Source organism: Pseudomonas sp. NPDC089392 (assembly GCF_044749595.1).
In the GTDB taxonomy this organism is placed as follows: Bacteria; Pseudomonadota; Gammaproteobacteria; order Pseudomonadales; family Pseudomonadaceae; genus Aquipseudomonas.
The window spans coordinates 378,330-400,192 of the sequence record NZ_JBIVIF010000001.1 but is presented as its reverse complement, the minus strand read 5'-3'; the positions used below and the strand labels follow the sequence as shown (position 1 = coordinate 400,192).

Here is a 21,863-nt window from a genome sequence, read left to right as displayed (position 1 = left end):
AGCCTTAAGGAGCCCGCTTGTCCACGCCTGTCGAACCTTTGCGTTTGCTGCTGTTGGCTGATGAGCCGGAATGGACCGTGTTGCTGCGCGACTGTGTGCGCGCACTGGACGGCAGCGCAGTGCTGGTGACCGCACCGAATTGGGAGGCGGTCGACAGCCTGTTCAACCAGGACCGCCAAGCGGTCGTGCTGGCGACCCCGGCCCTGCAGCCGGCGCCCGGGCGCTGCGAGCTGCCGACCATCCTGCTGCTCGACCACGAGCCCCAGGCCGCGCCCAGTGCCGTCAGCGACTGGCTGGTGCATGACCGGCTCGATGCCGACACCTTGCGCCGCTCGCTGCGCCATGTGCGCGAGCGCGGCGTGCTGGTGGCCACCTTGCAACGCCTGGCCGAGCAGGACCCATTGACCGGTATCGCCAACCGCCAGGGCTTCCAGGCTTTACTGACCGCGCGTCTGGCCGAGAACGATGGCCGTGGCATTGCCCTTGGCCACCTGGACCTGGATAACTTCCGCCACGTCAACGATGCCCTCGGCCACCAGAGCGGCGACCGCCTGATCCTGCAGGTGGTGGCGCGCCTGAAGGATCAGCTGGAGGCTGGCGACCAGCTGGCGCGCCTGGGCAGCGACGAGTTCGCCTTGCTGATCGACACCCGCCGCGACGCCAACCGTGCCGAATGGATTGCCGAGCGCATCGTCGAGGCCCTGGCCGAACCTTACTGGATCGACGGCGAAAGCCTGCTGCTGGGTTGCAGTTTGGGCCTGGCCCATGCCCGCGCCCAAGGTGGCGCCGACCCGCTGATGTGGCATGCGCACATTGCCATGCGCCAGGCCAAGGGCAGCCAGGGTTGCACCTTCCATGTCTTCAACGAACGTATCAACCGCAATGCCCGCAGCCTTGCCGACCTGGAAAGCGAACTGCGCCGCGCCCTGCGCCGCGACGAGCTGGAGCTGCACTACCAGCCACGGCTGAACCTGGCCGACGGGCGCATCGTCGGCCTGGAGGCGCTGGTGCGCTGGCGCCACGCCGAGCGCGGCCTGTTGCCACCGAGCGAGTTCGTGCCCTTGGCCGAGCAGAGCGGCCTGATCGTGCCGTTGGGCTACTGGGTCATTTCCCGTGCCCTGCGCGACATGCAGGCACTGTGCGAACGCGGGCTTGAGCCGCTGCACATGGCGGTCAACCTCAGCTTCCGCCAGTTCCAGGACAGCCAGTTGCTGGCCACCTTGAGCCGGCTGATCCTTGAGCACGGCGTGGATGCCCGATGGCTGGAGTTCGAACTGACCGAAACGGCGGTGATGCGCCGCAACGAGCTGGTGCGCCAGACCATGGACGCGCTGGGCCGCCTGGGCGTGCGTTTCTCGCTCGATGATTTCGGTACTGGATTCTCATCGTTCGTGCACCTCAACAGCCTGCCGATCACCTTGCTCAAGGTGGACCGCAGCTTTGTTGCCGAAATGGAAATGCGCGAGGAAAATCGCAAGCTGGTGCACGCCATGATCAACCTGGCGCACAACCTCAACCTCGAAGTGGTGGCCGAGGGGGTGGAAAGTGAAGAGCAGCTGGCCTTGCTGCGCGGGTTTGGTTGTGACCAGGTGCAAGGGTTCCTGGTCAGCAAGCCGCTGCCGGTGGGGGAGTTGATGGAGTTCTTGCTGCAGGCGCCTGACCGTCAGTTGGAGGCTGCCCTCTAGGGCCCTTTCGCGGGTAAACCCGCTCCCACAGGTACCGCGCAAAACCTCAGCCCTGAGCCGTACCTGTGGGAGCGGGTTCACCCGCGAAGAGGCCCTCAAGTCAAACTGAAGCCGTTGCCGCCCCACCAGCCCCAGACTTTCCGAGAAGCCGCTTCATCCGCCATTCAAAGCCAAAGGTCAGCGCCACCGCCGCACACGCCAGCCCCAGCGCCAACCCCCACCAGATCCCGACCGCCCCACCGCCCAGGTTGAACGCGAACAGCCAGGCACTCGGTGCCCCCACCAGCCAATAGCAGCACAGCCCGATCAGGAAGGTGGTCTTGGCATCCTTCAGCCCACGAATAGAGCCCATTGCAATGGTCTGCATGCCATCGAACAGCTCAAACCAGGCCGCCACCATCAGCAATTGCACCGCCAGTTGGTAGATGGCTGCAAAGCCTGGGTCATCACGGTCGATAAACAGACTCACCAGCGCATCCGGCAACAGCAGGAACAACGCAGCGAAGGCAAACATGATCGTCGCCCCGAAGCCGATACCCACCCGCCCGGCGCTGCGCGCCGCCAGCAGGTTGCCAGCCCCGTAGTAGAGCCCCACACGCATGGTCACCGCATACGACAGGCCAGTTGGCACCATGAACGCCGTGGACACGATCTGCAGGGCGATCTGGTGCGCCGCCAGTTCGGTACTGCCCAGCACGCCCATGCACAGCGCGGCGAAAGCGAACAGGCCGACCTCCACCATGTAGGTACCGCCAATCGGCAGGCCCAGCCGCCACAGCTCACGAAGGGCCGGCAGCGACGGGCGCGACAGGCCCTTGCGCAGCGGGTAGGCGGCGTACGCAGAGTGCCAGCGGATGTACAGCGCCAGGGCAATGGCCATGCCCATCGACACCACTGCCGTGACCAGGCCGATGCCCATCAGGCCCAGTTTGGGCAGGCCGAACATGCCCTCGATCAGCGCTACGTTGAACAGGTAGTTGAGCACCGTGCCGACCAGGCTGATGACCATCACCGGGGTCGAGCGGCCCAACGCGCTGGTGAAGCCGCGCAGGGCCATGAAGGTCAGGTAGCCGGGCAGGGCCAGCGGCAGCAGGGTGAGGAATTCGGCGGCCGAGGCCACGTTCTCGGGCTTTTGCCCGAACAGCAGCAGTACCGGCTCAAGGTTCCACAGCACCAGCGCGGCGAACAGCGACAGGCCCCAGGCCAGCCACAGGCCGCTTTGTGCCAGGCGCGTGGCGCCTTCGATGTCGTTGGCACCCTTGCGGATCGCCACCAGGGTGCCGACCGCAGCGATCACGCCCAGGCAGAAAATCGACACGAACGAATAGCTCGCCGCGCCCAGGCCACCACCGGCCAGGGCCTGCGGGCTGATGCGGGCCATCATCAGGGTGTCGGTCAGCACCATCAGCATGTGCGCCAACTGCGAGGCGATCAGCGGCCCGGCCAGGCGCAGCAAAGCCTTGAGTTCTGTGGTGGGCGCGACGTGCATGGGCGGTCCTTTTTCCTGAGGTGATGAACGAAGGGCGATTCTGAGGCTTCGGTCAGCTTTGCACAAAAGGATAAAAGCGATAGTTGGCATGAGTTGAACTCATGCATATATGCTTCTTGGTGATTCGCCTCTCACGCCCATATTGCAGGTGCCTCATGCCACGCCAGCTACCCCCGCTGTATGCCCTGCGCGCATTTGAAGCTGCCGCCCGGCTCAGTTCTTTCACCCGTGCCGGCGAAGAGCTGTCGATCACTCAAAGCGCCGTCAGCCGGCATATCCGCACCCTGGAGGAGCATTTCGCCTGCCGCCTGTTCGTGCGCAGCGGGCGCAGCCTGCAGCTGACCGAAGCCGGGCGGGTGTTGTTGCCGGGGGTGCGTGAGGGCTTCGCCGCGTTCGAGCGCGCCTGCGAAACCTTGTGCGGCGAAGATGACATCTTGCGCATGAAGGCGCCTTCGACCCTGACCATGCGCTGGTTGCTGGCATGCCTGAGCCGCTTTCGCCACCTGCAGCCGGGCAACGAGGTGCAACTGACCAGCGCCTGGATGGACGTCGACCATGTGGACTTCAACCAGGAACCGTTCGATTGCGCGGTGTTGCTTGGCGACGGGGTGTTTCCGGCCGACTGGGAGGTGCGCAAGCTGTTCCCGGAGCTGTTGATCCCGGTGGGTGCGCCGGACCTGCTCGACGAAGAACCCTGGGACGTGTGCCGGCTGGCTGGCATCGAGTTGCTGCACCCCACGGTGGACAAGCGCGACTGGCGCGAATGGCTGGAGCGTATGGGCCTTGGCGACAAGGTATCGCTCAAGGGCGGGCAGGTGTTCGATACCCTGGAGCTGGGCATGATTGCCGCGGCACGTGGCTACGGGATTTCCATGGGCGACTTGCTGATGGTGGCCGAGGATGTGGCGCAAAAGCGTTTGAGCCTGCCATGGCCGACGGCGGTGCCCAGCGGCATGGATTACTACCTGGTGTGGCCGCGCACCCGGCGCGGGGGCGAGCGGATGCGGCGGTTGAGTGCATTTCTTGAGCAGGAGGTGGCGGCGATGGATTTGCCCGATGTGGAAATCCTGCCGCCCCTTTGATCGCCTGTACGGGCCCTTTCGCGGGTAAACCCGCTCCCACAGGACTGCGCAGGCAGCAGACCCGTGCGATCCCTGTGGGAGCGGGTTTACCCGCGAAGAGGTCGGTACAGTTTTACATCGAGCCCAGGTTCAACGCCTGCGCACAAGCCTGTAGCGAGCGGCGCTCGCTCTGCGCGTACAGCGCCAGCTCATCCTGCACCTGCAACCCCAATGCCGCTTCAAAGGCATCGCGGTTGGCATTGCTGCCGTACTCAGCCTGCGCATCGTCACCCAGGTTGGACTGGAAAATCCCCGCCGCACTCACCGGCAGGAAGTCCTCGTACACCAGCGCCTCGAAGTGCACATGGCCAGCCTCGATCAGGCCCTGCAGGGTAGTCGGGCGGCCATCCTGGTCACGTGCGGCCAGGCCTTTCTCGGTGGCGAAGTAGCGGAAGTACGCCAGGCCCTGCTCACGCATCTGCGCCAGGTCATCCGGGAATTCGGCAAAGGTTTCTGCAAGCAGCGCCATGTAGCGCTCGGCGTTGGCCTCGGCCGGTGCACCACCCAGGGCGGCGCGGGTAGCATCGAGCAGCTTGTCGTACAGCTGGCGACCTTTCGGTGTCAGTGCCGCGCCGCGTTGCTCGATCTCGCCAAAGCGCGCGGTGTGGCTGCCTTCGTTGCCTTGCTGGTCGCTAAACGCGACCTTTTCCTGCAGGGCCTTGAAGCTGGTCTGGCGCAGCAGGATCGGGTGGCGGCGGGTGGGCGGGCCTTCGACCACGGCCTTGGGCGGGATGCCCTTGGCTGGCATGCCGACCTGGATCGCATCGATGTCCAGGGTGCGCGGCGTCAGGTGGTTGATGTGCGGGCCCTTGAAGGCCACCACATCGGCAATCAGGCGGTGCTGGTCGTGCAATTGCTGGTACTGCTCGGCCGTGACGGTGGCGTCATGGTGCCAGCGGAAGGTGTGCAACGCTTCCTGCACGAACGCCTCGGCATCTGCGGCGTTCAGGCCGCCATCGCGTTCGCACTGGGCGATCAGTTCAAGGGCGCGGGTGGTGAAGATCTGGCGCTTGGCCAGGATGCCCTGGGCCAGCTCACGCAGCTGCGGGTTGTCGATCAGTTCCAGGCGCAGCAGCGAGGTGAACACGCGGAACGGGCTGATATGCAGCGACTGCTCGTGTACGGCGCGGAAGGCGGTGGAGTGCACCGGCACGCCGGCCGAGCTGAGGTCGTAGTAGCCGACCGGCTGCATGCCCATCACCGCGAACAGGCGGGCGATGGTGGCCAGTTCTTCGGCGGTGCCGACACGGATGGCGCCGTGGCGCTCGTGGTCCAGGCGCTCGATTTCGCCGGTCCAGCGCAGAGCCTCGGCAACCTCGGGTTGCTGGGCCATGACCTGCTGGTTGATTTCGCTCACCAGCTCCAGCAGCGTGCCGTACAGCGGCACTTCCTGTTTGTACATGAGCGACATGGCGGCAGAGAACTGCGCGCGGATGCTGTCGGGGCTGACGAAATCATGGGCGGGCATCGCTAGCTTCCTGGTTAGGTTCGGACGCTTACATGAAAGCTGGGAATGCACTTGGCTCACAAGCGAAAAAAAGTGAGTGTGTCATTCCTTTTTTGATCGACCTTCAGGGCCCTTTCGCGGCTAAAGCCGCTCCTACAAGGTAATGCACATGCCTTGAACCTTGCGCGGGCCCTGTAGGAGCGGCTTTAGCCGCGAAGAGGCCTTCAAGCCTGCAACTGCTCGCGAATCCACTCCACCAACGCCCTTACCTTGGGCACCTCCGCCGCATGCTCGGCATACGCCAGGTAATGCGCCCCGGCACTGCGCATCGCATGGTTCCACGGCACCACCAAGCTACCGTCAGCCAGTTCCTTCGCCGCCAGGTAACGCGGCACCAATGCCACCCCGCACCCGGCCTGCGCCGCACTCAACGCCATGTAGAACGTATCGAAACGCGGCCCATGGTAGGCACTCACGCTCTGCAGGTCTTGCTCCAGGAACCACTCGTGCCAGGCCTCCGGCCGCGACGTGCTCTGCAACAGCACCAGCTCGGCCAGCTCCGCAGCATCGCCCAGCGTGCGCCCGGCCAGCAGCTCTGGCGCACACACCGGCACCACCTCCTCGCGGAACAGCTCCACGCAGGTAGCCCCTGGCCAAGTGCCCTGGCCATAGAAGAACACCACATCCGCCGAGCCCTGCAGCAGGGCGAACGGCTCCATCTCGTTGCGGATGTCCAGGTGGATATTGCTGTGCCGTTTACCAAAGCCCTTGAGGTGCGGGATCAACCAGCGCACGCCAAAACTCGGTTGAGTGGCTACCTTCAATATCTCGGTCTGCTCGCCGTAGGTGAGCACGTAGCGGCTGGACATGTCCACCTGGGTGAGGATCTTGTTGACCTCGGCCAGGTACAGGCTGCCGGCCGGGGTCAGCTGCAAGCGCCGGCGAATGCGCAGGAACAGGTGGTGGCGCAGCATGTCTTCCAGCTGCGCCACCTGCTTGCTGACCGCACTCTGGGTCAGGTGCAGCTCTTCGGCAGCACGGGTAAAGCTCAAATGGCGGGCTGCAGCTTCAAAGCACTGCAGGGCGGTCATGGAGGGCACCAGGCGTTTGGACATAGTGGTCTCTGCGGTTCAAATCATTACCTGATGGAATGATATGCGGAATAAAGGTCGTTTGTTGCACCGGTGCGATCGGATTAATACTGATCCACATCATTTTTCCACCCCATCACCCGATGTAGGAGATGCACAAATGGTTGCTGGATTGCTCGAGCGCCTTGGCGTTGCCGCCGAGGCTTACACCCAGGGCGACTACCCTGTTCACACGCCGATCGACGGCAGCCAGATCGCTTCGGTGAAACTGCTCGGCAAAGCCGAGACCATCGCCCGCATCGATCAGGCCCAGAGCGCCTTCGAAGCCTGGCGTACTGTGCCAGCTCCACGTCGTGGCGAACTGGTGCGCCTGTTCGGCGAAGTGCTACGTGAGCACAAGGCCGACCTCGGCGAGCTGGTTTCGATCGAAGCTGGCAAGATTACCCAGGAAGGCCTGGGCGAAGTGCAGGAAATGATCGACATCTGCGACTTCGCCGTCGGCCTGTCGCGCCAGCTGTACGGCCTGACCATCGCCTCCGAGCGCCCTGGCCACCACATGCGTGAAACCTGGCACCCACTGGGCGTGGTCGGCGTGATCAGCGCCTTCAACTTCCCGGTTGCCGTATGGGCCTGGAACACCGCCCTGGCCCTGGTGGCCGGTAACTCGGTGGTATGGAAGCCGTCCGAGAAAACCCCGCTGACCGCCCTGGCCTGCCAGGCTTTGTTCGAAAAAGCCCTGAAAGCCTTCGGCGATGCCCCGGCTGGCCTGGCGCAACTGGTAATCGGCGGCCGTGAAGCCGGCGAAGCCATGGTCGACGACCCACGTGTACCGCTGGTCAGCGCCACCGGCAGCACCCGCATGGGTCGCGAGGTCGGCCCACGTGTGGCTGCCCGCTTCGGCCGCAGCATCCTCGAACTGGGCGGCAACAACGCCATGATCCTGGCCCCGAGCGCCGACCTCGACCTGGCCGTGCGCGGCATCCTGTTCTCGGCTGTCGGCACCGCCGGCCAGCGTTGCACCACCCTGCGCCGCCTGATCGTGCACCGCTCGATCAAGGACGAAGTGGTTGCCCGCGTCAAAGCCGCCTACGGCAAAGTGCGCATCGGTGACCCACGCAAGGACAACCTGGTTGGCCCGCTGATCGACAAGCTGTCGTTCGACGCCATGCAGGGCGCGCTGGCCAAGGCCCGCGACGAAGGTGGCCAGGTGTTTGGTGGCGAGCGTCAGCTGGCCGACCAGTACCCGAACGCCTACTACGTGTCGCCCGCCATTGCCGAAATGCCGGCGCAAAGCGACGTGGTGCGCCACGAAACCTTCGCCCCGATCCTGTACGTGCTGGCCTACGACGACTTCGAAGAGGCCCTGCGCCTGAACAACGAAGTGCCACAAGGCCTGTCGTCGTGCATCTTCACCACTGACATCCGTGAAGCCGAGCGCTTCCAGAGCGCCTCGGGCAGTGACTGCGGCATCGCCAACGTCAACATCGGCACCAGCGGCGCCGAGATCGGCGGTGCATTTGGTGGCGAGAAGGAGACCGGCGGTGGCCGTGAGTCCGGCTCGGATGCCTGGAAAGGCTACATGCGTCGCCAGACCAACACCGTGAACTACTCGCGCGAGCTGCCATTGGCGCAGGGTATCGTGTTTGACTGATAAGTAGGTGCTGCATGGCCGGGGGCGTGGCCCCCGGTTCGCGGGTGAACCCGCTCCTACAGGGACTGCACAGATTTTGGAACCTGTGCGGTCCCTGTAGGAGCGGCGGTGCGGCGTTCCGATTTACCCGCGAATGGGCCGCCCTGCGGCCCCAACAAGAACAAATTGCTGGAGCCGGGCCATGTCCGAATTGCGTCAAGAATGCTTGTGGGAATTCGTCAGCAAACCGAGCGTGGCCGCCCAGGCCCTGGCCGGTGAACACAAGGCCGATGTCTGTGTGATCGGCGGCGGCATTACCGGCCTGTCGGCGGCCATCCACCTGCTCGAACAGGGCAAGTCGGTGATCCTGCTGGAGGCCTGGAAGATCGGCCACGGTGGCTCCGGGCGCAACGTCGGCCTGGTCAACGCCGGCACCTGGATCCGCCCCGACGACGTCGAGGCCACCCTCGGCCAGAAGCAGGGCAGCCGCCTGAACAAGGTGCTTGGCGAAGCCCCGGGCGAAGTGTTCGCCATGATCGAACGCCTCGGCATCGACTGCCAGGCCCAGCACAAAGGCACGCTGCACATGGCGCACAACGCCACCGGCATCGCCGACCTCGAAGCCCGCCACGAGCAATGGCGCCGCCGCGGTGCCGACGTCGAGCTGCTGACCGGTGCGCAGTGCCAGGAATACTGCGGTACCAACAAGATTTCCGCCGCGCTGCTCGACCGCCGCGCCGGCACCATCAACCCGATGGGCTACACCCAGGGCCTGGCAGCTGCGGTGGCGCGCCTGGGTGGCAAGCTGTTCCAGCAGTCCTCGGTCGAAGGCCTGGAGCGTGAAGGCGATGCCTGGCGGGTGAAGACTGCCCGTGGCTCGGTGCGCGCCGACAAGGTGGTGATTTCCACCGGCGCCTACACCGAAGGCGACTGGAGCAACCTGCAGAAGCAGTTCTTCCGTGGTTATTACTACCAGGTGGCGTCCAAGCCGTTGCAGGGCGCTGCGGCCGACAAGGTGCTGCCACATGGCCAAGGCTCGTGGGACACCCGCACCGTGCTCAGCAGCATCCGCCGCGACGACCAGGGCCGCCTGCTGCTCGGCAGCCTGGGCCGGGTCGACAACAAGCCGGCGTGGTTCGTGCGCAGCTGGGCCGACCGGATCCAGAGCCATTACTACCCGGAGCTGGGCAAGGTCGAGTGGGAGATGCACTGGACCGGCTGTATCGATTTCACCCCTGACCACCTGATGCGCCTGTTCGAGCCAGCGCCGGGGCTGGTGGCGGTGACCGGGTACAACGGGCGGGGTAATACCACCGGTACCGTGATTGGCCGGGCGTTTGCCGAGTTTCTGCTGAAGGGCGAGGCGGACAGCCTGCCGATACCGTTCTCGCCGATGAGCGGCGTGAGTGCGCCTTCGCTGCGCACCGCGTTCTACGAATCCGGGTTCTCGCTGTACCACGCGGGGCAATGCTTGAGGGTTGTGTTGTAAGTACCGGCCTCTTCGCGGGTGAACCCGCTCCTACAACGATCGCGGTCCTTGTAGGAGCGGGTTAACCCCGCGAAGAGGCCGGTCCAGGCTTACTTGTGCAACCAGCTGAGGAAGCCGCCTTTCTTGATCAAGGCCGGCTTCTGCAGCAACAACGACTCCCGGCTCTGGCGCCGGAACCGCTGCAACTTGCTCAGCGCCGTCTGCACATCGCCACGCTGCACCAGGCAACTCTTGACCTGTTCCTTGTCGATCCGGTACAGCACGCAACTGGTCAAGGTGCGGAACTCGGCAAACGAATCGTCTTCATCGATGATCCCCTCGATCCCCAGCACCTCGCCCGGCCCCATGCGCCCGGCTTCCAGCAGCTTGTCGCCATCACGCACCGACGCCGACACCACGCCGCTGCCAATCACCAGCAAATGGTCGGAATGCCCGCCCACCTCCAGGATCACCTGATCCGCCAGGTACTCCACGGCAGTCATGCGCTGGCTCAACGCATCGCGTTCCTCAGCGCTCAGTGAGCGGAACACCCGCACCTCGTCCAGCACCTCGCGCTGGCGGCTGCGCGGCGGCAGGGCCAGGTCGACGTTCCACATCACCCCGCTGGCCTCCAGGTGCCGGTGGGCCAGGTCGAACAGTTGGTTGCGTGCTTCGGTCTTGCCGCCCATGTCGGCAATGAAGCCGCTGGCTTCGTACTCCACCGACTCCAGTGTCGAAGCCTTCACCGTAACCTTGGGTGCCGGTGAGGTGAGGATCGCACGGGTGCCCTGCAAGGCCTTTTCCAGGGCATCGAACACCCGCCTGGGGCGCACCTTGGCCGGCACTACCACATTGATCGATACCCCGTGCACATCGGCCGGCCGGCTGTGGTTGAGCAGCCGCGCCTTGGCCGCCACCGAGTTGGGGATCACCGCCAGGCTGCCTGTGCCGGTGAGCAGGCGGGTGGCACGCCAGTCGATTTCCAGCACCTTGCCATCGGTGCCGTCGATCGAGATCGAATCGCCAATCTGGTACGGCCGCGTGGTGTTCAGAATGATGCCGCTGAACACGTCGGCCAAGGTGCTCTGCAGCGCCAGGCCGATGACGATGGCCATCACCCCCGAGGTGGCCAGCAGGCCCTTCACCGGCAATTGCAGCACATAGCCTGCGGCAGCGACCACGGCGACCAGGAAGATCAGCGCCCCCAGCACATCTTGCAGCAGGCGCCCGCCATGGCTGCCCCGGGCCACCAGCAACAGGCCGAACACCACCGTTACCGTGCGCGCGCCGAACAGCCACCAACCGATGGCCAGCACCGTGGCCATCAAGTTGCGCGAAACATCGTCGGGCCAGGGTGGCGGTTGCAGCGGGCTCATGCCGGCGGCCACCAGTACCGAGCTGAATAACAGGAAAAGCACCAGCCGCGTGCCGATGCGCCAGGCCCGGTGCTGGAAGGGGATCAACTGCCAGAGCACGAGGTCGAGCAGGATCAGGGCGGTACCGAGCAACAACGGGGACGACTGGATGAACGCCAGCATGGTGGTCTCGGGTGTGAGGGGAGGGCTGTGGGTAGTAATAGAGCAGGTTGCTGTTGCAGGCAATGGGGCCTGCCCCTTCGCGGGTAAACCCGCTCCCACAGGGCGTGCGCTGGATTTTAATTCTGTGTAATCCCTGCAGGAGCAACAGGTACTGCACTGGCTTTGAATCCTTTGCGATCCCTGTGGGAGCGGGTTTACCCGCGAAGAGGCCAGTAAATCCAACGCCAATCTATCGTTCACAAAACAGAACGCTAAAGCCAAAAACCACTATCTACCGCTCAAAAGGTGATGATTTTAATCTTCTCCCATCAACGCGAAACACCCAAATTACTGAAAATCAAAACCCTTAGGAGCTACCCCCATGACCAACTTCAAATACAACCGCCTGAACAAAGACGACGCCGCCGTACTGCTGGTCGACCACCAGGCTGGCCTGCTGTCCCTGGTCCGCGACATCGAGCCGGACGCGTTCAAGAACAACGTGCTGGCCCTGGCCGACCTGGCCAAGTTCTTCAACCTGCCGACCATCCTCACCACCAGCTTCGAACAAGGCCCCAATGGCCCGCTGGTGCCCGAGCTGAAAGCCCTGTTCCCGGACGCCCCGTACATCGCCCGCCCAGGCCAGATCAATGCCTGGGACAACGAAGACTTCGTCAAGGCCGTGAAAGCCACCGGCAAGAAGCAGCTGATCATCGCCGGCGTGGTCACCGAAGTGTGCGTAGCCTTCCCGGCGCTGGCCGCCCTGGAAGAAGAGTTCGACGTGTTCGTGGTCACCGATGCCTCCGGCACCTTCAACGCCATGACCCGCGACGCCGCCCATGACCGCATGAGCCGCGCCGGCGCCCAGCTGATGACCTGGTTCGGCGTGGCCTGTGAGCTGCATCGCGACTGGCGCAACGACATCGAAGGCCTGGCCGCGCTGTGCTCCAACCACATCCCGGACTATCGCAACCTGATGACCAGCTACAACGCCTTCAACGCCAACAAGTAAGCCCACCCGCCGCGGGCAGCGCCAGTCGGTGCCCGCCCAGGGCAGCACACCTATCCAATCCTCCGCCCGTTCGCCGTTGCACAGTGGATGCGGGCAAGCTCATCCCAAGGAACGCCGATGAACACCGCACTCCAGAACAACCGCGAAGTGGTAACCGTATGCCTGCAGCACCAGGTTGTTGAAAACCCGCCCGGTACTGCGATGGCGCAACCACCGCGCTGGAAGCAGGCACTGCTGACCTATCTGGTGATCTGCCCGATGACCATGGTCATTCCGCAACTGCTGGCGCCGCTGTTCGCGCGCTTTCCGCAGCTGGGTGGCCCGATCAGCGGCAACCTGATCGTCAACCTGTTCGTCATCCTGCCCGTGGTGTTCTACATCATGCCTTGGGTAACCCGCCGCTGCGCCAACTGGCTGCGCGGCTGAGCCACGCCTTCACCTCGACACTATCAAGGAGATACCGTTATGAGCACGTTCGTTACCCGCGATGGCACTTCGATCTATTTCAAGGACTGGGGCAGTGGCAAGCCCGTGCTGTTCAGCCACGGCTGGCCGCTGGATGCCGACATGTGGGACTCGCAGATGGAGTTCCTGGCCAGCCGCGGCTACCGCGCCATCGCCTTCGACCGCCGCGGTTTCGGCCGATCGAGCCAGCCGTGGAGCGGTTATGACTATGACACCTTTGCCGATGACATCGCCCAGCTGATCGAACACCTCGACCTGCGCGACGTGACCCTGGTGGGCTTCTCGATGGGTGGCGGTGACGTCAGCCGCTACATCGCCCGCCACGGCAGCGAGCGGGTAGCCGGGCTGGTGCTGCTGGGTGCGGTAACGCCGGTGTTCGGCAAGCGTGACGACAACCCCGAGGGTGTCGACCTGTCGGTGTTCGAAGGTATCCGCGCCGGCCTGCGTGCCGACCGCGCGCAGTTCATCGCCGATTTCGCCACGCCGTTCTATGGCATCAACCATGGGCAGCAAGTATCCCAGGGCGTGCAGACGCAGACCCTGAACATCGCGCTGATGGCCTCGATCAAGGGCACCCTGGATTGCGTTACGGCGTTCTCGGAGACCGACTTCCGCCCGGACATGGCCAAGATCGATGTGCCGACTTTGGTGATCCATGGTGATGACGACCAGATCGTGCCGTTCGAGACCACCGGCAAGCAGGCGGCGGAGCTGATTCGTGGGGCTGAGCTGAAGGTGTATGCCGGGGCGCCGCATGGGTTTGCAGTGACCCATGCGCAGCAGCTGAATGAGCACCTGTTGGCGTTCCTCCAGCAGTAATCGTGGGAGGCCTTCGCGGGTAAACCCGCTCCCACATGCATACCACAATCTTCCAGGCCTGTGGTGTACCTGTGGGAGCGGGTTTACCCGCGAAGAGGCCGGCCCAGCCAACACAAAACCTGATCAAGGCTAACCTTTCACAACCCACCGCACATCCATCCAAGCCTTGGCCCTGCTCCAACCGGCATGCTCCGCAGTCGCGCCTGCCGCCGCCGCACCCCGAGACGGAGAGCCCCATGTCCCAGGACCGTAACGACAAGACCCGTCGCCAGTTCCTCGCCACCAGCACCGTGCTCGGTGCCGCCGGCGCGCTCTGGTCCGCATTGCCTTTCTCCGGCCAAGCCGGTTCCGCTCACGCATCCACCCAAGGAGGTTCCATGACCGCCGATCTGATTCTGTTCAACGGCAAGCTGCACACCGTTGACCGCGAAAAGCCCACCGCGACCGCCGTCGCCATCAAGGACGGCCGTTTCATCGCCGTGGGCAATGACGCCGAGGCCATGGCCCACAAGGGCGCCACCACGCAAATCATCGACCTCAAGCAGCGCACGGTAATCCCGGGCCTGAACGACTCGCACCTGCACCTGATCCGCGGTGGCCTGAACTACAACCTGGAGCTGCGCTGGGAAGGCGTGCCGTCGGTGGCCGATGCCCTGCGCATGCTCAAGGACCAGGCCGCCCGCACGCCAACCCCACAGTGGGTGCGTGTGGTCGGTGGCTGGAACGAATTCCAGTTTGCCGAAAAACGCATGCCGACCCTGGAAGAAATCAACCAGGCCGCCCCCGACACCCCGGTCTTCCTGCTGCACCTGTATGACCGCGCGCTGCTCAACCGCGCCGCGCTCAAGGCCGTCGGCTACGACAAGAGCACCCCGAACCCACCGGGTGGCGAAATCCAGCGTGACAAGTTCGGCAACCCGACCGGCATGCTGATCGCCCGCCCCAACGCGATGATCCTCTACGCCACCCTGGCCAAGGGGCCGAAGCTGCCGCTGGAATACCAGGTCAACTCCACCCGCCAGTTCATGCGCGAGCTGAACCGCCTGGGCCTGACCAGCGCCATCGATGCCGGCGGCGGCTACCAGAACTTCCCCGATGACTACTCGGTGATCCAGGAGCTGGCCGACAACAACCAGCTGACCGTGCGCATTGCCTACAACCTGTTCACCCAGAAGCCCAAGGAAGAGCTGGACGACTTCAAGAAGTGGACCTCCAGCGTCAAGCTGCACAGCGGCACCGACTTCCTGCGCCACAACGGCGCTGGCGAGATGCTGGTGTTCTCCGCTGCCGACTTCGAGGACTTCCTCGAACCGCGCCCGGACCTGCCGCAGACCATGGAAGAAGAGCTGGAGCCGGTGGTGCGGCACCTGGTCGAGCAACGCTGGCCGTTCCGCCTGCATGCCACCTATAACGAATCGATCACGCGCATGCTCGACGTGTTCGAAAAGGTCAACCGCGACATCCCGTTCAACGGCCTGCCGTGGTTTTTCGACCACGCCGAAACCATCACCCCGCAGAACATCGAGCGCGTGCGTGCGTTGGGCGGCGGTATTGCCATCCAGGACCGCATGGCGTTCCAGGGTGAGTACTTCGTCGACCGCTACGGCGCCAAGGCTGCCGAGCAGACCCCGCCGATCAAGCGCATGCTCGACATGGGCGTGCCGGTCGGTGCCGGTACCGACGCCACCCGCGTGTCCAGCTATAACCCGTGGACCTCGCTTTATTGGCTGGTCAGTGGCAAGACCGTTGGCGGCATGGAGCTGTACAAGGAAGGCCTGGACCGCGAGACTGCGCTGCAGCTGTTCACCCAGGGCAGCGCCTGGTTCTCCAGCGAGCAGGGCAAGAAGGGCCAGATCAAGGTAGGCCAGCTGGCTGACCTGGCGGCCTTGTCGCTGGACTTCTTCAGCGTCGAGGAAGAGGCGATCAAGGGCATCGAGTCGGTGCTGACCATTGTCGATGGCAAGGTTGTGTACGGTGCCGGCGAGTTCGATCGCCTCGGCCCACCGCAGGTGCCAGTGCTGCCGGAATGGTCGCCTGTGGCCAAGGTGCCAGGTCACTGGCGCGTGGGCACGCCATCGCTGGCGGCAGCCGTGCACCAGTGTTCGGGGCCGTGCGGGGTGCATGCGCACAGCCATGACAAAGCGCGCAAGTCGAGTGTGCCGGTCAATGACTTCCAGGGCTTCTGGGGGGCGTTGGGGTGCTCGTGCTTTGCTTTCTAAGCTGAGCTGATATGCAGAAGGGGGCCAGTATCTGGCCCCCTTTTTTGTTCATTCAGTGCCGGCCCATTCGCGGGTAAACCCGCTCCTACAGGGGCTGCACAGCCCTCAGGATCTGCGCAATCCTTGTAGGAGCGGGTTTACCCGCGAAGAGGCCGGAACTGGCGGAATCAATGGTGAGCCTTATGCTCCCCACCAGCCAACAGATGCCGAATCCTCACCTCAACCCCATCGGTCTGCAGCAACCGCACCCGCGCCTCGATCTTCAGCTCCCCGCGGGTCACCCGATGGTGATGCCGCAAATGCTCCAGCCACGACTCTTCAAAGAAGAACTCCAGCCACACCGCCGGGTCCGCACTGTCGCGCATCAACCCCCACGACAACGCGCCATTGCGCTTGCGCATCGCCTCCAGCTCCCGCGCCGCCAGCTGGAATGCCTCGGCCTTGTCCGGGGCAATGTGGTACTCCACGGTCACCATCACCGGCCCGCTTTCCTTGTCCATGTCATCGCTCAGCACCGGCACCGGCCAGTGCAGCGACGGCGTCAGCTCTTCAGCCTCGGTTTCCGGCAGCGTCACCTTGCAGGTCAGCACTGTGCCCAGCGCCAGGCCAGCTGCGGCAAACAGCAGGCTGACTGTGATCGATACGTGGCTGGCAACCGTACCCCACAGCAAGCCACCACAGGCCATGGCGCCGAAGAAGATCAGGATGTAAACCGACAACGCCCGCGCCCTTACCCAGGCTGGTACCGAGGTCTGCGCTGCCACCTGCATGTTGGACAGCACGGCGATCCATGCCGCGCCGCTGAGCAGCATCGCTGGCAGCAGCACATAGAAGTTGCGTACCAGTGCCAGGGCCAGCAGGAACAGCGCATACAGCAGGCTCGCTACCATCACCAACCGATCGCGGCTGATATGTTCACGCAGGCGCGGCAGCAAGGTAGCGCCGGCCACCGCGCCGATACCGATCGCCGCCAGCAGCAAGCCGAAATCGGCGGCAGTGCCGTGCATCTCGCCACGCACGATCAACGGCAGCAACGACGTGCCGGCGCTGGCGCAGAAGAAGAATGCCAAGGCCCGCAAGAGCACAGCCTGCAAGGGTTTGGCACTGCGCGCAAAGCGCAGGCCGGTGCGCATGGCCGCGACAAAGCGTTCTGCCGGCAGCAGTGGCTCCTTCACCTCGCGTTTCCACAGGAGCAACACCAGGATCACCCCGGCGAACGACACGGCGTTCAAGGCAAAGGTCAGCCACGGGCCGACCATGCTCACCACCACGCCCGCCAATGCCGGGCCGATGGCGCGTGACACGTTGATGCCGACGCTGGAAATGGCCACTGCGTTGGCCAGGTCTTGCTTGCCCACCAGCTCCGGCGTCAATGCACTCCAGGCCGGCATCATCAGCGCGGTGCCAATGCCCAGCGCCAGGGTCAGCCCCAGCAGCAAGGTAACGTTCATCAGCCCGAGCAGGGTCAGGGCCGCCAGTACCACGGCCACCGACGACATCCACAGTTGCACCAGCAACAGGTAGCGGCGCTTGTCGACGATATCTGCCGCCGCACCCGCCGGCAGGGCCAGGAAGAACATCGGCAGCGAGCCGGCCACCTGGATCAGCGCCACATGCAGCGGGCTGGCTGACAGCGTGGTCATCAGCCAGCCGGCGCCCACTTCGTGCATCCAGGTGCCGATGTTGGAGGCGATGGTGGCGATCCACAGCATGCGGAACGTGATGTTGCGCAACGGGCTCCAGGCGCCTGAAGGGGATGTGCTCATGTCAGAAGCTGCCTTTGAGTGGGTATTCGATGATCAGGTAGATGCGGTCGATGTCATCGCCGGCCTGGGCCTGGTTGGCGCGGTGGCTGACGTGCGAGAACGACAGGCTCAGGTCCTTGGCGGCACCCGACTGCACCACGTATTTCAGGTCGATGTCGCGTTCCCAGTGCTTGCCGCCGTCGCCGTACTGGTTCACATAAGCGCCGCCTGCCGGGGTATGGCTGCCATCGATGCCGCGGCCGCTGACGTAGCGGCCCATCAGGCTCAGGCCAGGTATGCCGAGGGTGGCGAAGCTGAGGTCGTAGCGCAGTTGCCACGAGCGCTCGCCGGGGCCGTTGAAGTCGGCGTACTTGATCGAGTTTGCCAGGTAGATGGAGTCGCCGCCGACGAAGTCGAACGGGGTGTCGCCCTCGACCTTCTGGTAGGCCAGGCTCAGCGCCTGGGCGCCGAAGCTGTATTTGCCCATCAGGCTGTAGGCGAGGGTGTCGATTGCCCCGGCGCTGGCGTTCCCGGTGTCGCGGGTTTTGTACAGGTTGCCGTCCAGGCGCCAGTTGCCTTCGGCCAGGTTCAGGTTGAGATAGGCCTGGCGCCAGGTGTCCTGCAACTGCCCGGCATACAGCGCACCGCCGAACGGGCCGGCGGGCGCGAAGGTAGCGCCCGCCAGGCTGATGGCGCGGTTGTGGGTGGTGGCGCCGTAGCCGCTGAAGTCGTCGTGGGTCGAGCTGTTGTCCTGGTTGTTGAAGGCGGTGAAGCGCCCGGCCTGAAGGCGCCAGTCGGGCAGGTCGGTGTTCTCCACGAACCAGCCGGTGGCGTATTCCGGGTGCAGGCGCTTGTCGCCGGTGTCGAACACCGGGGTTTCCACCATCATCTCGCCGTAGCGCAGCTGGGTGTTGCCCAGGCGCAGCTTTAGCGCGGCGCCGGCGCTGGAGTAGTCGGATTCGGCGCGGCCATCGCTGTCGCGTGGCAGCAGGCCGGTGCCGGCATGGCCACGACCGCCGTCGAGCTTGAGACCGAGAAAGCCATGGGCGTCGATGCCGACGCCAACCGTGCCTTCGGTGAAGCCCGAGCGGACCTCGCCGATGAAGCCCTGGGCCCATTCCTGGCGGTAGTTCTGGCCACTGCCGGAAGGTGAGCGGAAGTCGCTGTGCAGGAAGTAGTTGCGGCTGAGCAGCGACCAGCCGGGGTCGTCGGCCTGGCTGAGAGCCGGGCACAGGGCGAGGGTGGCGAGCAGGGCGCGGCCTGGTCCGTGAGTGGCGCGGATCATGGGTGGCTCCGGGGGATGATCCGGGAGTGTGGGTGAAGGATAGGTCAGGGGTCTTGTAAGGGTGTGCTGGGTGGGATTTGCATTTCCTGTACCGGCCCTTTCGCGGGTAAACCCGCTCCTACAAGGGTTCACCGGTTTCAGGGCCATCACCACTCGTTGTAGGAGCGGCTTTAGCCGCGAATGGGCCGGGACAGGCGGCAACCAAATCAAGCCATATCGCTGATCGCAAACTCCTCAGCCAGATGATCGATCAATGCCCGCACCGACGGCAGCAACCCGCGCCGCGACGGGAAAATCGCATGCACGATGCCACACCGCGGGTGCCAGTCCGGGATCAGCTCCACCAGCCGCCCTGCCGCAAGGTCCTCGCGCACCGCCACCCGGGGCAAATGCGCAATCCCCACCCCGGCCACCACGAAATGGCGCAAGGCAAACAGGTCGTCGGTGACCATGCGCGGCGTATGCGGGATGACAATGCTGCGGCTGGTGTCCTCGCCCTGAAACAGCTCCCACTGGTACTCCCGCTGGGCACTGCCCCAGTGCAGGCTCGGCAATGTGCTAAGCAACTGCGGGTCAAAACCCTTGGGCAGCTGTTCCAGGTACTGCGGCTGGCCAACCAGGCACTGGGTACTGTTGCTGAGCACCTTCATCACCATGTCGGTGTTCTCCAATGGTGGAAAGCGCACCCGCAGGGCGATATCGAAGCCCTCGTGCAGCAGGTCGACGCGGCGGTTGGTACTTTCGATGAACAGCTCCACCTGCGGGTACTTGAGCATGTAGCGGGTCAGCATCGGCCCCACCCAGGAGTTGAGCAGCGTGGTCGGGCAACTGATGCGCACCAGCCCGCGCGGTTCGCTGCGGTTGCGTTCGATGATCTCCGCCGCGCCTTCGGCCTCCACGCGCATGGCCAGACAGCGGTTGTAGTAGGCCTGGCCGATCTCGGTCAGCGAGCAGTGGCGGCTGGTGCGGTGCAGCAGGCGCACGCCCAGGCGGTCCTCCAGGTCGGCGATGCGCCGGCTGAGCTTCGACTTGGGCATGTCCAGCGCCCGCCCGGCCGGGGCGAAGCCACCGTGCTCGACTACCTGGGTGAAGTAGTAGAGGGAGTTGAGGTCTTCCAATGATCGGTCTCCAGGTATTCGGTTGCCTGTGCCGGCCCTTTCGCGGGTGAACCCGCTCCCACAGGATCACCACAGGCCCTGAGACTTGTGCATTACCTGTGGGAGCGGCTTTAGCCGCGAAGAGGCCAGCACAGCCCCTACAAATCCATCGTTCATAAAACGGAACGCTAAAGCCAAATTCTGCTAACTACCGCCGCAAAGGTGATGATTTTAATCTGTGCCCATCAACGCGAAACACCCCGAATTGCTGAAAAATTCATAACCCTTAGGAGCACAGACCATGAGCAAATTCACCTACAACCGCCTGAACAAAGACGACGCCGCCGTACTGCTGGTCGACCACCAGGCTGGCCTGCTGTCGCTGGTGCGTGACATCGAGCCGGACAAGTTCAAGAACAACGTGCTGGCCCTGGCGGACCTGGCCAAGTTCTTCAACCTGCCGACCATCCTCACCACCAGCTTTGAGCAAGGCCCCAACGGCCCGCTGGTACCCGAGCTGAAAGAACTGTTCCCGGACGCCCCGTACATCGCCCGCCCAGGCCAGATCAACGCCTGGGACAACGAAGACTTCGTCAAGGCGGTGAAGGCAACTGGCAAGAAGCAGCTGATCATTGCCGGTGTGGTGACCGAGGTTTGCGTGGCGTTCCCGGCGCTGTCGGCCTTGGAGGAAGAGTTTGAGGTGTTCGTGGTGACCGATGCTTCCGGCACCTTCAATGAAATGACCCGTGATGCAGCGCATGACCGCATGAGCCAGGCAGGGGCGCAGATGATGACCTGGTTTGGGGTGGCCTGTGAGCTGCACCGTGACTGGCGTAATGATGTGGAAGGGCTGGCGGCGCTGTGCTCCAACCATATTCCGGATTATCGGAACCTGATTACCAGCTATAACGCGTTGACTGCGGGGAAGTAACACCAAGTAACCTGATAGGTGGATTCCACTGAGGGCCATCGTTGACTTGATGCAAGAGTGTTGTTAGCGTTTCAGTTGAGCGCGAAACCAGCTGCCATTCAGCGGCAACAGTTGGCGTAGGAACCCCGTCGATGGCTGAATCATCAGCGTCGGGTGAGACCTCCACACCCCGGCTTGAGGGTGTGTATATGAATATCAAGCATGCTTACAGGGCCACTGGTGACAGTGGCCCTTTTCTTTGCTCGGTAGGAATGTGTAGCGCTTGTAGATCAGCTTCCCGTGGCGATGCTTGTTCAGAGCTTTTGCATCGCACTGCATGAAATTCCACAGCATGTTGCCTTTGTCGAGGGTTACGACCACCAGCATCTGCCGCTTGGTCTCGTAAACGCCTATGAAGGCAAGCCTATTGGTGTCATTGGTGTATGCCACCTGCCACACTTCAAATGGTCCGATCAATGTATCCAGGGCGACTTTTACATAGCGCTCCCGGGCGTCCTGTCGCTTCTCGACGATGTGATGGATGCAACTACGCTGAATTAGGATGTCGCCCATTGGGCTTTTGACGATTACCCGGCTGGCATCGTCTCTGCTCAAGCCCAGGTAATGCGCAGCGAGTTCAATTGCGGCGTCATGTGAGTCTGCAGCAGCTAGTTCTTGGATAGCCTGGGCGCGCAGTTCACGCGCAAGCGTTTTTAGGTCGGGGAGTTTTTCGTCCACCCAATTGTTTTGGCCTTTGCTCTCGGCGACTTTCGCGGTTGGGTGGTTGGGGCTCAATGAGATACCTGGCTGCGATGATTGTCGCTGACGCGGTGGTGGCCAAGTGAGCCTAGAGAGAAGGGTTT

General features: G+C 63.8%; 17 protein-coding genes. 9 read left to right on the top strand and 8 right to left on the bottom strand.

From position 1 onward, the window contains the following. The first annotated feature begins 17 nt into the window (after window positions 1–17). Window positions 18–1,685, top strand: a complete 1,668-nt coding sequence (locus ACIP1G_RS01750) for a putative bifunctional diguanylate cyclase/phosphodiesterase (RefSeq protein WP_400733041.1) — start codon at window positions 18–20, stop codon at window positions 1,683–1,685. A 100-nt stretch (window positions 1,686–1,785) separates the two neighbouring features. Here the strand turns inward: ACIP1G_RS01750 and ACIP1G_RS01745 are convergent, their stop codons facing one another. After that, on the bottom strand, window positions 1,786–3,174 hold the full coding sequence (locus ACIP1G_RS01745) for a NorM family multidrug efflux MATE transporter (protein ID WP_400733039.1): 1,389 nt from the start codon (window positions 3,172–3,174) through the stop codon (window positions 1,786–1,788). A 155-nt stretch (window positions 3,175–3,329) separates the two neighbouring features. Between ACIP1G_RS01745 and ACIP1G_RS01740 the strand changes: the two genes are divergently transcribed. After that, on the top strand, window positions 3,330–4,256 hold the full coding sequence (locus tag ACIP1G_RS01740; protein WP_400733037.1) for a LysR substrate-binding domain-containing protein: 927 nt from the start codon (window positions 3,330–3,332) through the stop codon (window positions 4,254–4,256). A gap of 112 nt (window positions 4,257–4,368) precedes the next feature. Here the strand turns inward: ACIP1G_RS01740 and ACIP1G_RS01735 are convergent, their stop codons facing one another. Next, a complete protein-coding gene (locus ACIP1G_RS01735; RefSeq protein WP_400733035.1) occupies window positions 4,369–5,763 on the bottom strand; it encodes a VOC family protein in 1,395 nt (464 codons plus the stop codon). Between the two features lie 203 nt (window positions 5,764–5,966). Then, a complete protein-coding gene (locus ACIP1G_RS01730; RefSeq protein ID WP_400733032.1) occupies window positions 5,967–6,857 on the bottom strand; it encodes a LysR family transcriptional regulator in 891 nt (296 codons plus the stop codon). Between the two features lie 136 nt (window positions 6,858–6,993). Here ACIP1G_RS01730 and ACIP1G_RS01725 point away from each other — a divergent pair, with 136 nt between their 5' ends. Both ACIP1G_RS01725 and ACIP1G_RS01720 read left to right on the top strand, forming a co-directional pair. Then, window positions 6,994–8,484, top strand: coding sequence for an aldehyde dehydrogenase family protein (locus ACIP1G_RS01725; protein WP_016712672.1), 1,491 nt, complete (start codon window positions 6,994–6,996; stop codon window positions 8,482–8,484). A 181-nt stretch (window positions 8,485–8,665) separates the two neighbouring features. After that, window positions 8,666–9,952 carry an NAD(P)/FAD-dependent oxidoreductase gene (locus ACIP1G_RS01720; protein WP_400733029.1) on the top strand — a complete coding sequence of 429 codons (1,287 nt, stop codon included), beginning with the start codon at window positions 8,666–8,668 and terminating at the stop codon, window positions 9,950–9,952. Between the two features lie 89 nt (window positions 9,953–10,041). Here the strand turns inward: ACIP1G_RS01720 and ACIP1G_RS01715 are convergent, their stop codons facing one another. Continuing rightward, on the bottom strand, window positions 10,042–11,469 hold the full coding sequence (locus ACIP1G_RS01715) for a mechanosensitive ion channel domain-containing protein (protein WP_400733027.1): 1,428 nt from the start codon (window positions 11,467–11,469) through the stop codon (window positions 10,042–10,044). A 361-nt stretch (window positions 11,470–11,830) separates the two neighbouring features. Between ACIP1G_RS01715 and ycaC (ACIP1G_RS01710) the strand changes: the two genes are divergently transcribed. The 4 genes from ycaC (ACIP1G_RS01710) to ACIP1G_RS01695 all read left to right on the top strand — a co-directional run bounded on the left by ycaC (ACIP1G_RS01710) (window position 11,831) and on the right by ACIP1G_RS01695 (window position 15,963). Further along, window positions 11,831–12,460: an isochorismate family cysteine hydrolase YcaC gene (gene ycaC / locus ACIP1G_RS01710; protein ID WP_009681621.1), complete on the top strand. Its 630-nt coding sequence runs from the start codon at window positions 11,831–11,833 to the stop codon at window positions 12,458–12,460. 117 nt (window positions 12,461–12,577) lie between these two features. Next, complete coding sequence (locus tag ACIP1G_RS01705) at window positions 12,578–12,886, top strand: hypothetical protein (RefSeq protein WP_400733024.1); 309 nt, start codon at window positions 12,578–12,580, stop codon at window positions 12,884–12,886. 39 nt (window positions 12,887–12,925) lie between these two features. Beyond that, window positions 12,926–13,744 carry an alpha/beta fold hydrolase gene (locus tag ACIP1G_RS01700; protein WP_400733021.1) on the top strand — a complete coding sequence of 273 codons (819 nt, stop codon included), beginning with the start codon at window positions 12,926–12,928 and terminating at the stop codon, window positions 13,742–13,744. A gap of 236 nt (window positions 13,745–13,980) precedes the next feature. Next, on the top strand, window positions 13,981–15,963 hold the full coding sequence (locus tag ACIP1G_RS01695) for an amidohydrolase (protein WP_400733018.1): 1,983 nt from the start codon (window positions 13,981–13,983) through the stop codon (window positions 15,961–15,963). A gap of 167 nt (window positions 15,964–16,130) precedes the next feature. Here ACIP1G_RS01695 and ACIP1G_RS01690 read toward each other — a convergent pair whose 3' ends face one another. The 3 genes from ACIP1G_RS01690 to ACIP1G_RS01680 all read right to left on the bottom strand — a co-directional run bounded on the left by ACIP1G_RS01690 (window position 16,131) and on the right by ACIP1G_RS01680 (window position 20,111). Then, entirely contained in the window at window positions 16,131–17,729 is a 1,599-nt protein-coding gene (locus ACIP1G_RS01690; RefSeq protein ID WP_400733016.1) for an MFS transporter, read from the bottom strand. Between the two features lies 1 nt (window position 17,730). Continuing rightward, window positions 17,731–18,993: an OprD family porin gene (locus ACIP1G_RS01685; protein ID WP_400733013.1), complete on the bottom strand. Its 1,263-nt coding sequence runs from the start codon at window positions 18,991–18,993 to the stop codon at window positions 17,731–17,733. 206 nt (window positions 18,994–19,199) lie between these two features. After that, complete coding sequence (locus tag ACIP1G_RS01680) at window positions 19,200–20,111, bottom strand: LysR substrate-binding domain-containing protein (protein WP_400733011.1); 912 nt, start codon at window positions 20,109–20,111, stop codon at window positions 19,200–19,202. Window positions 20,112–20,391: 280 nt separating this feature from the next. On the opposite strand from ACIP1G_RS01680, the gene ycaC (ACIP1G_RS01675) reads away from it, so the two are divergent. Further along, window positions 20,392–21,021, top strand: a complete 630-nt coding sequence (ycaC, locus tag ACIP1G_RS01675; protein ID WP_400733008.1) for an isochorismate family cysteine hydrolase YcaC — start codon at window positions 20,392–20,394, stop codon at window positions 21,019–21,021. 195 nt (window positions 21,022–21,216) lie between these two features. Here the strand turns inward: ycaC (ACIP1G_RS01675) and ACIP1G_RS01670 are convergent, their stop codons facing one another. Next, on the bottom strand, window positions 21,217–21,795 hold the full coding sequence (locus ACIP1G_RS01670) for a PBECR2 nuclease fold domain-containing protein (RefSeq protein WP_400733006.1): 579 nt from the start codon (window positions 21,793–21,795) through the stop codon (window positions 21,217–21,219). Window positions 21,796–21,863: the final 68 nt, after the last annotated feature.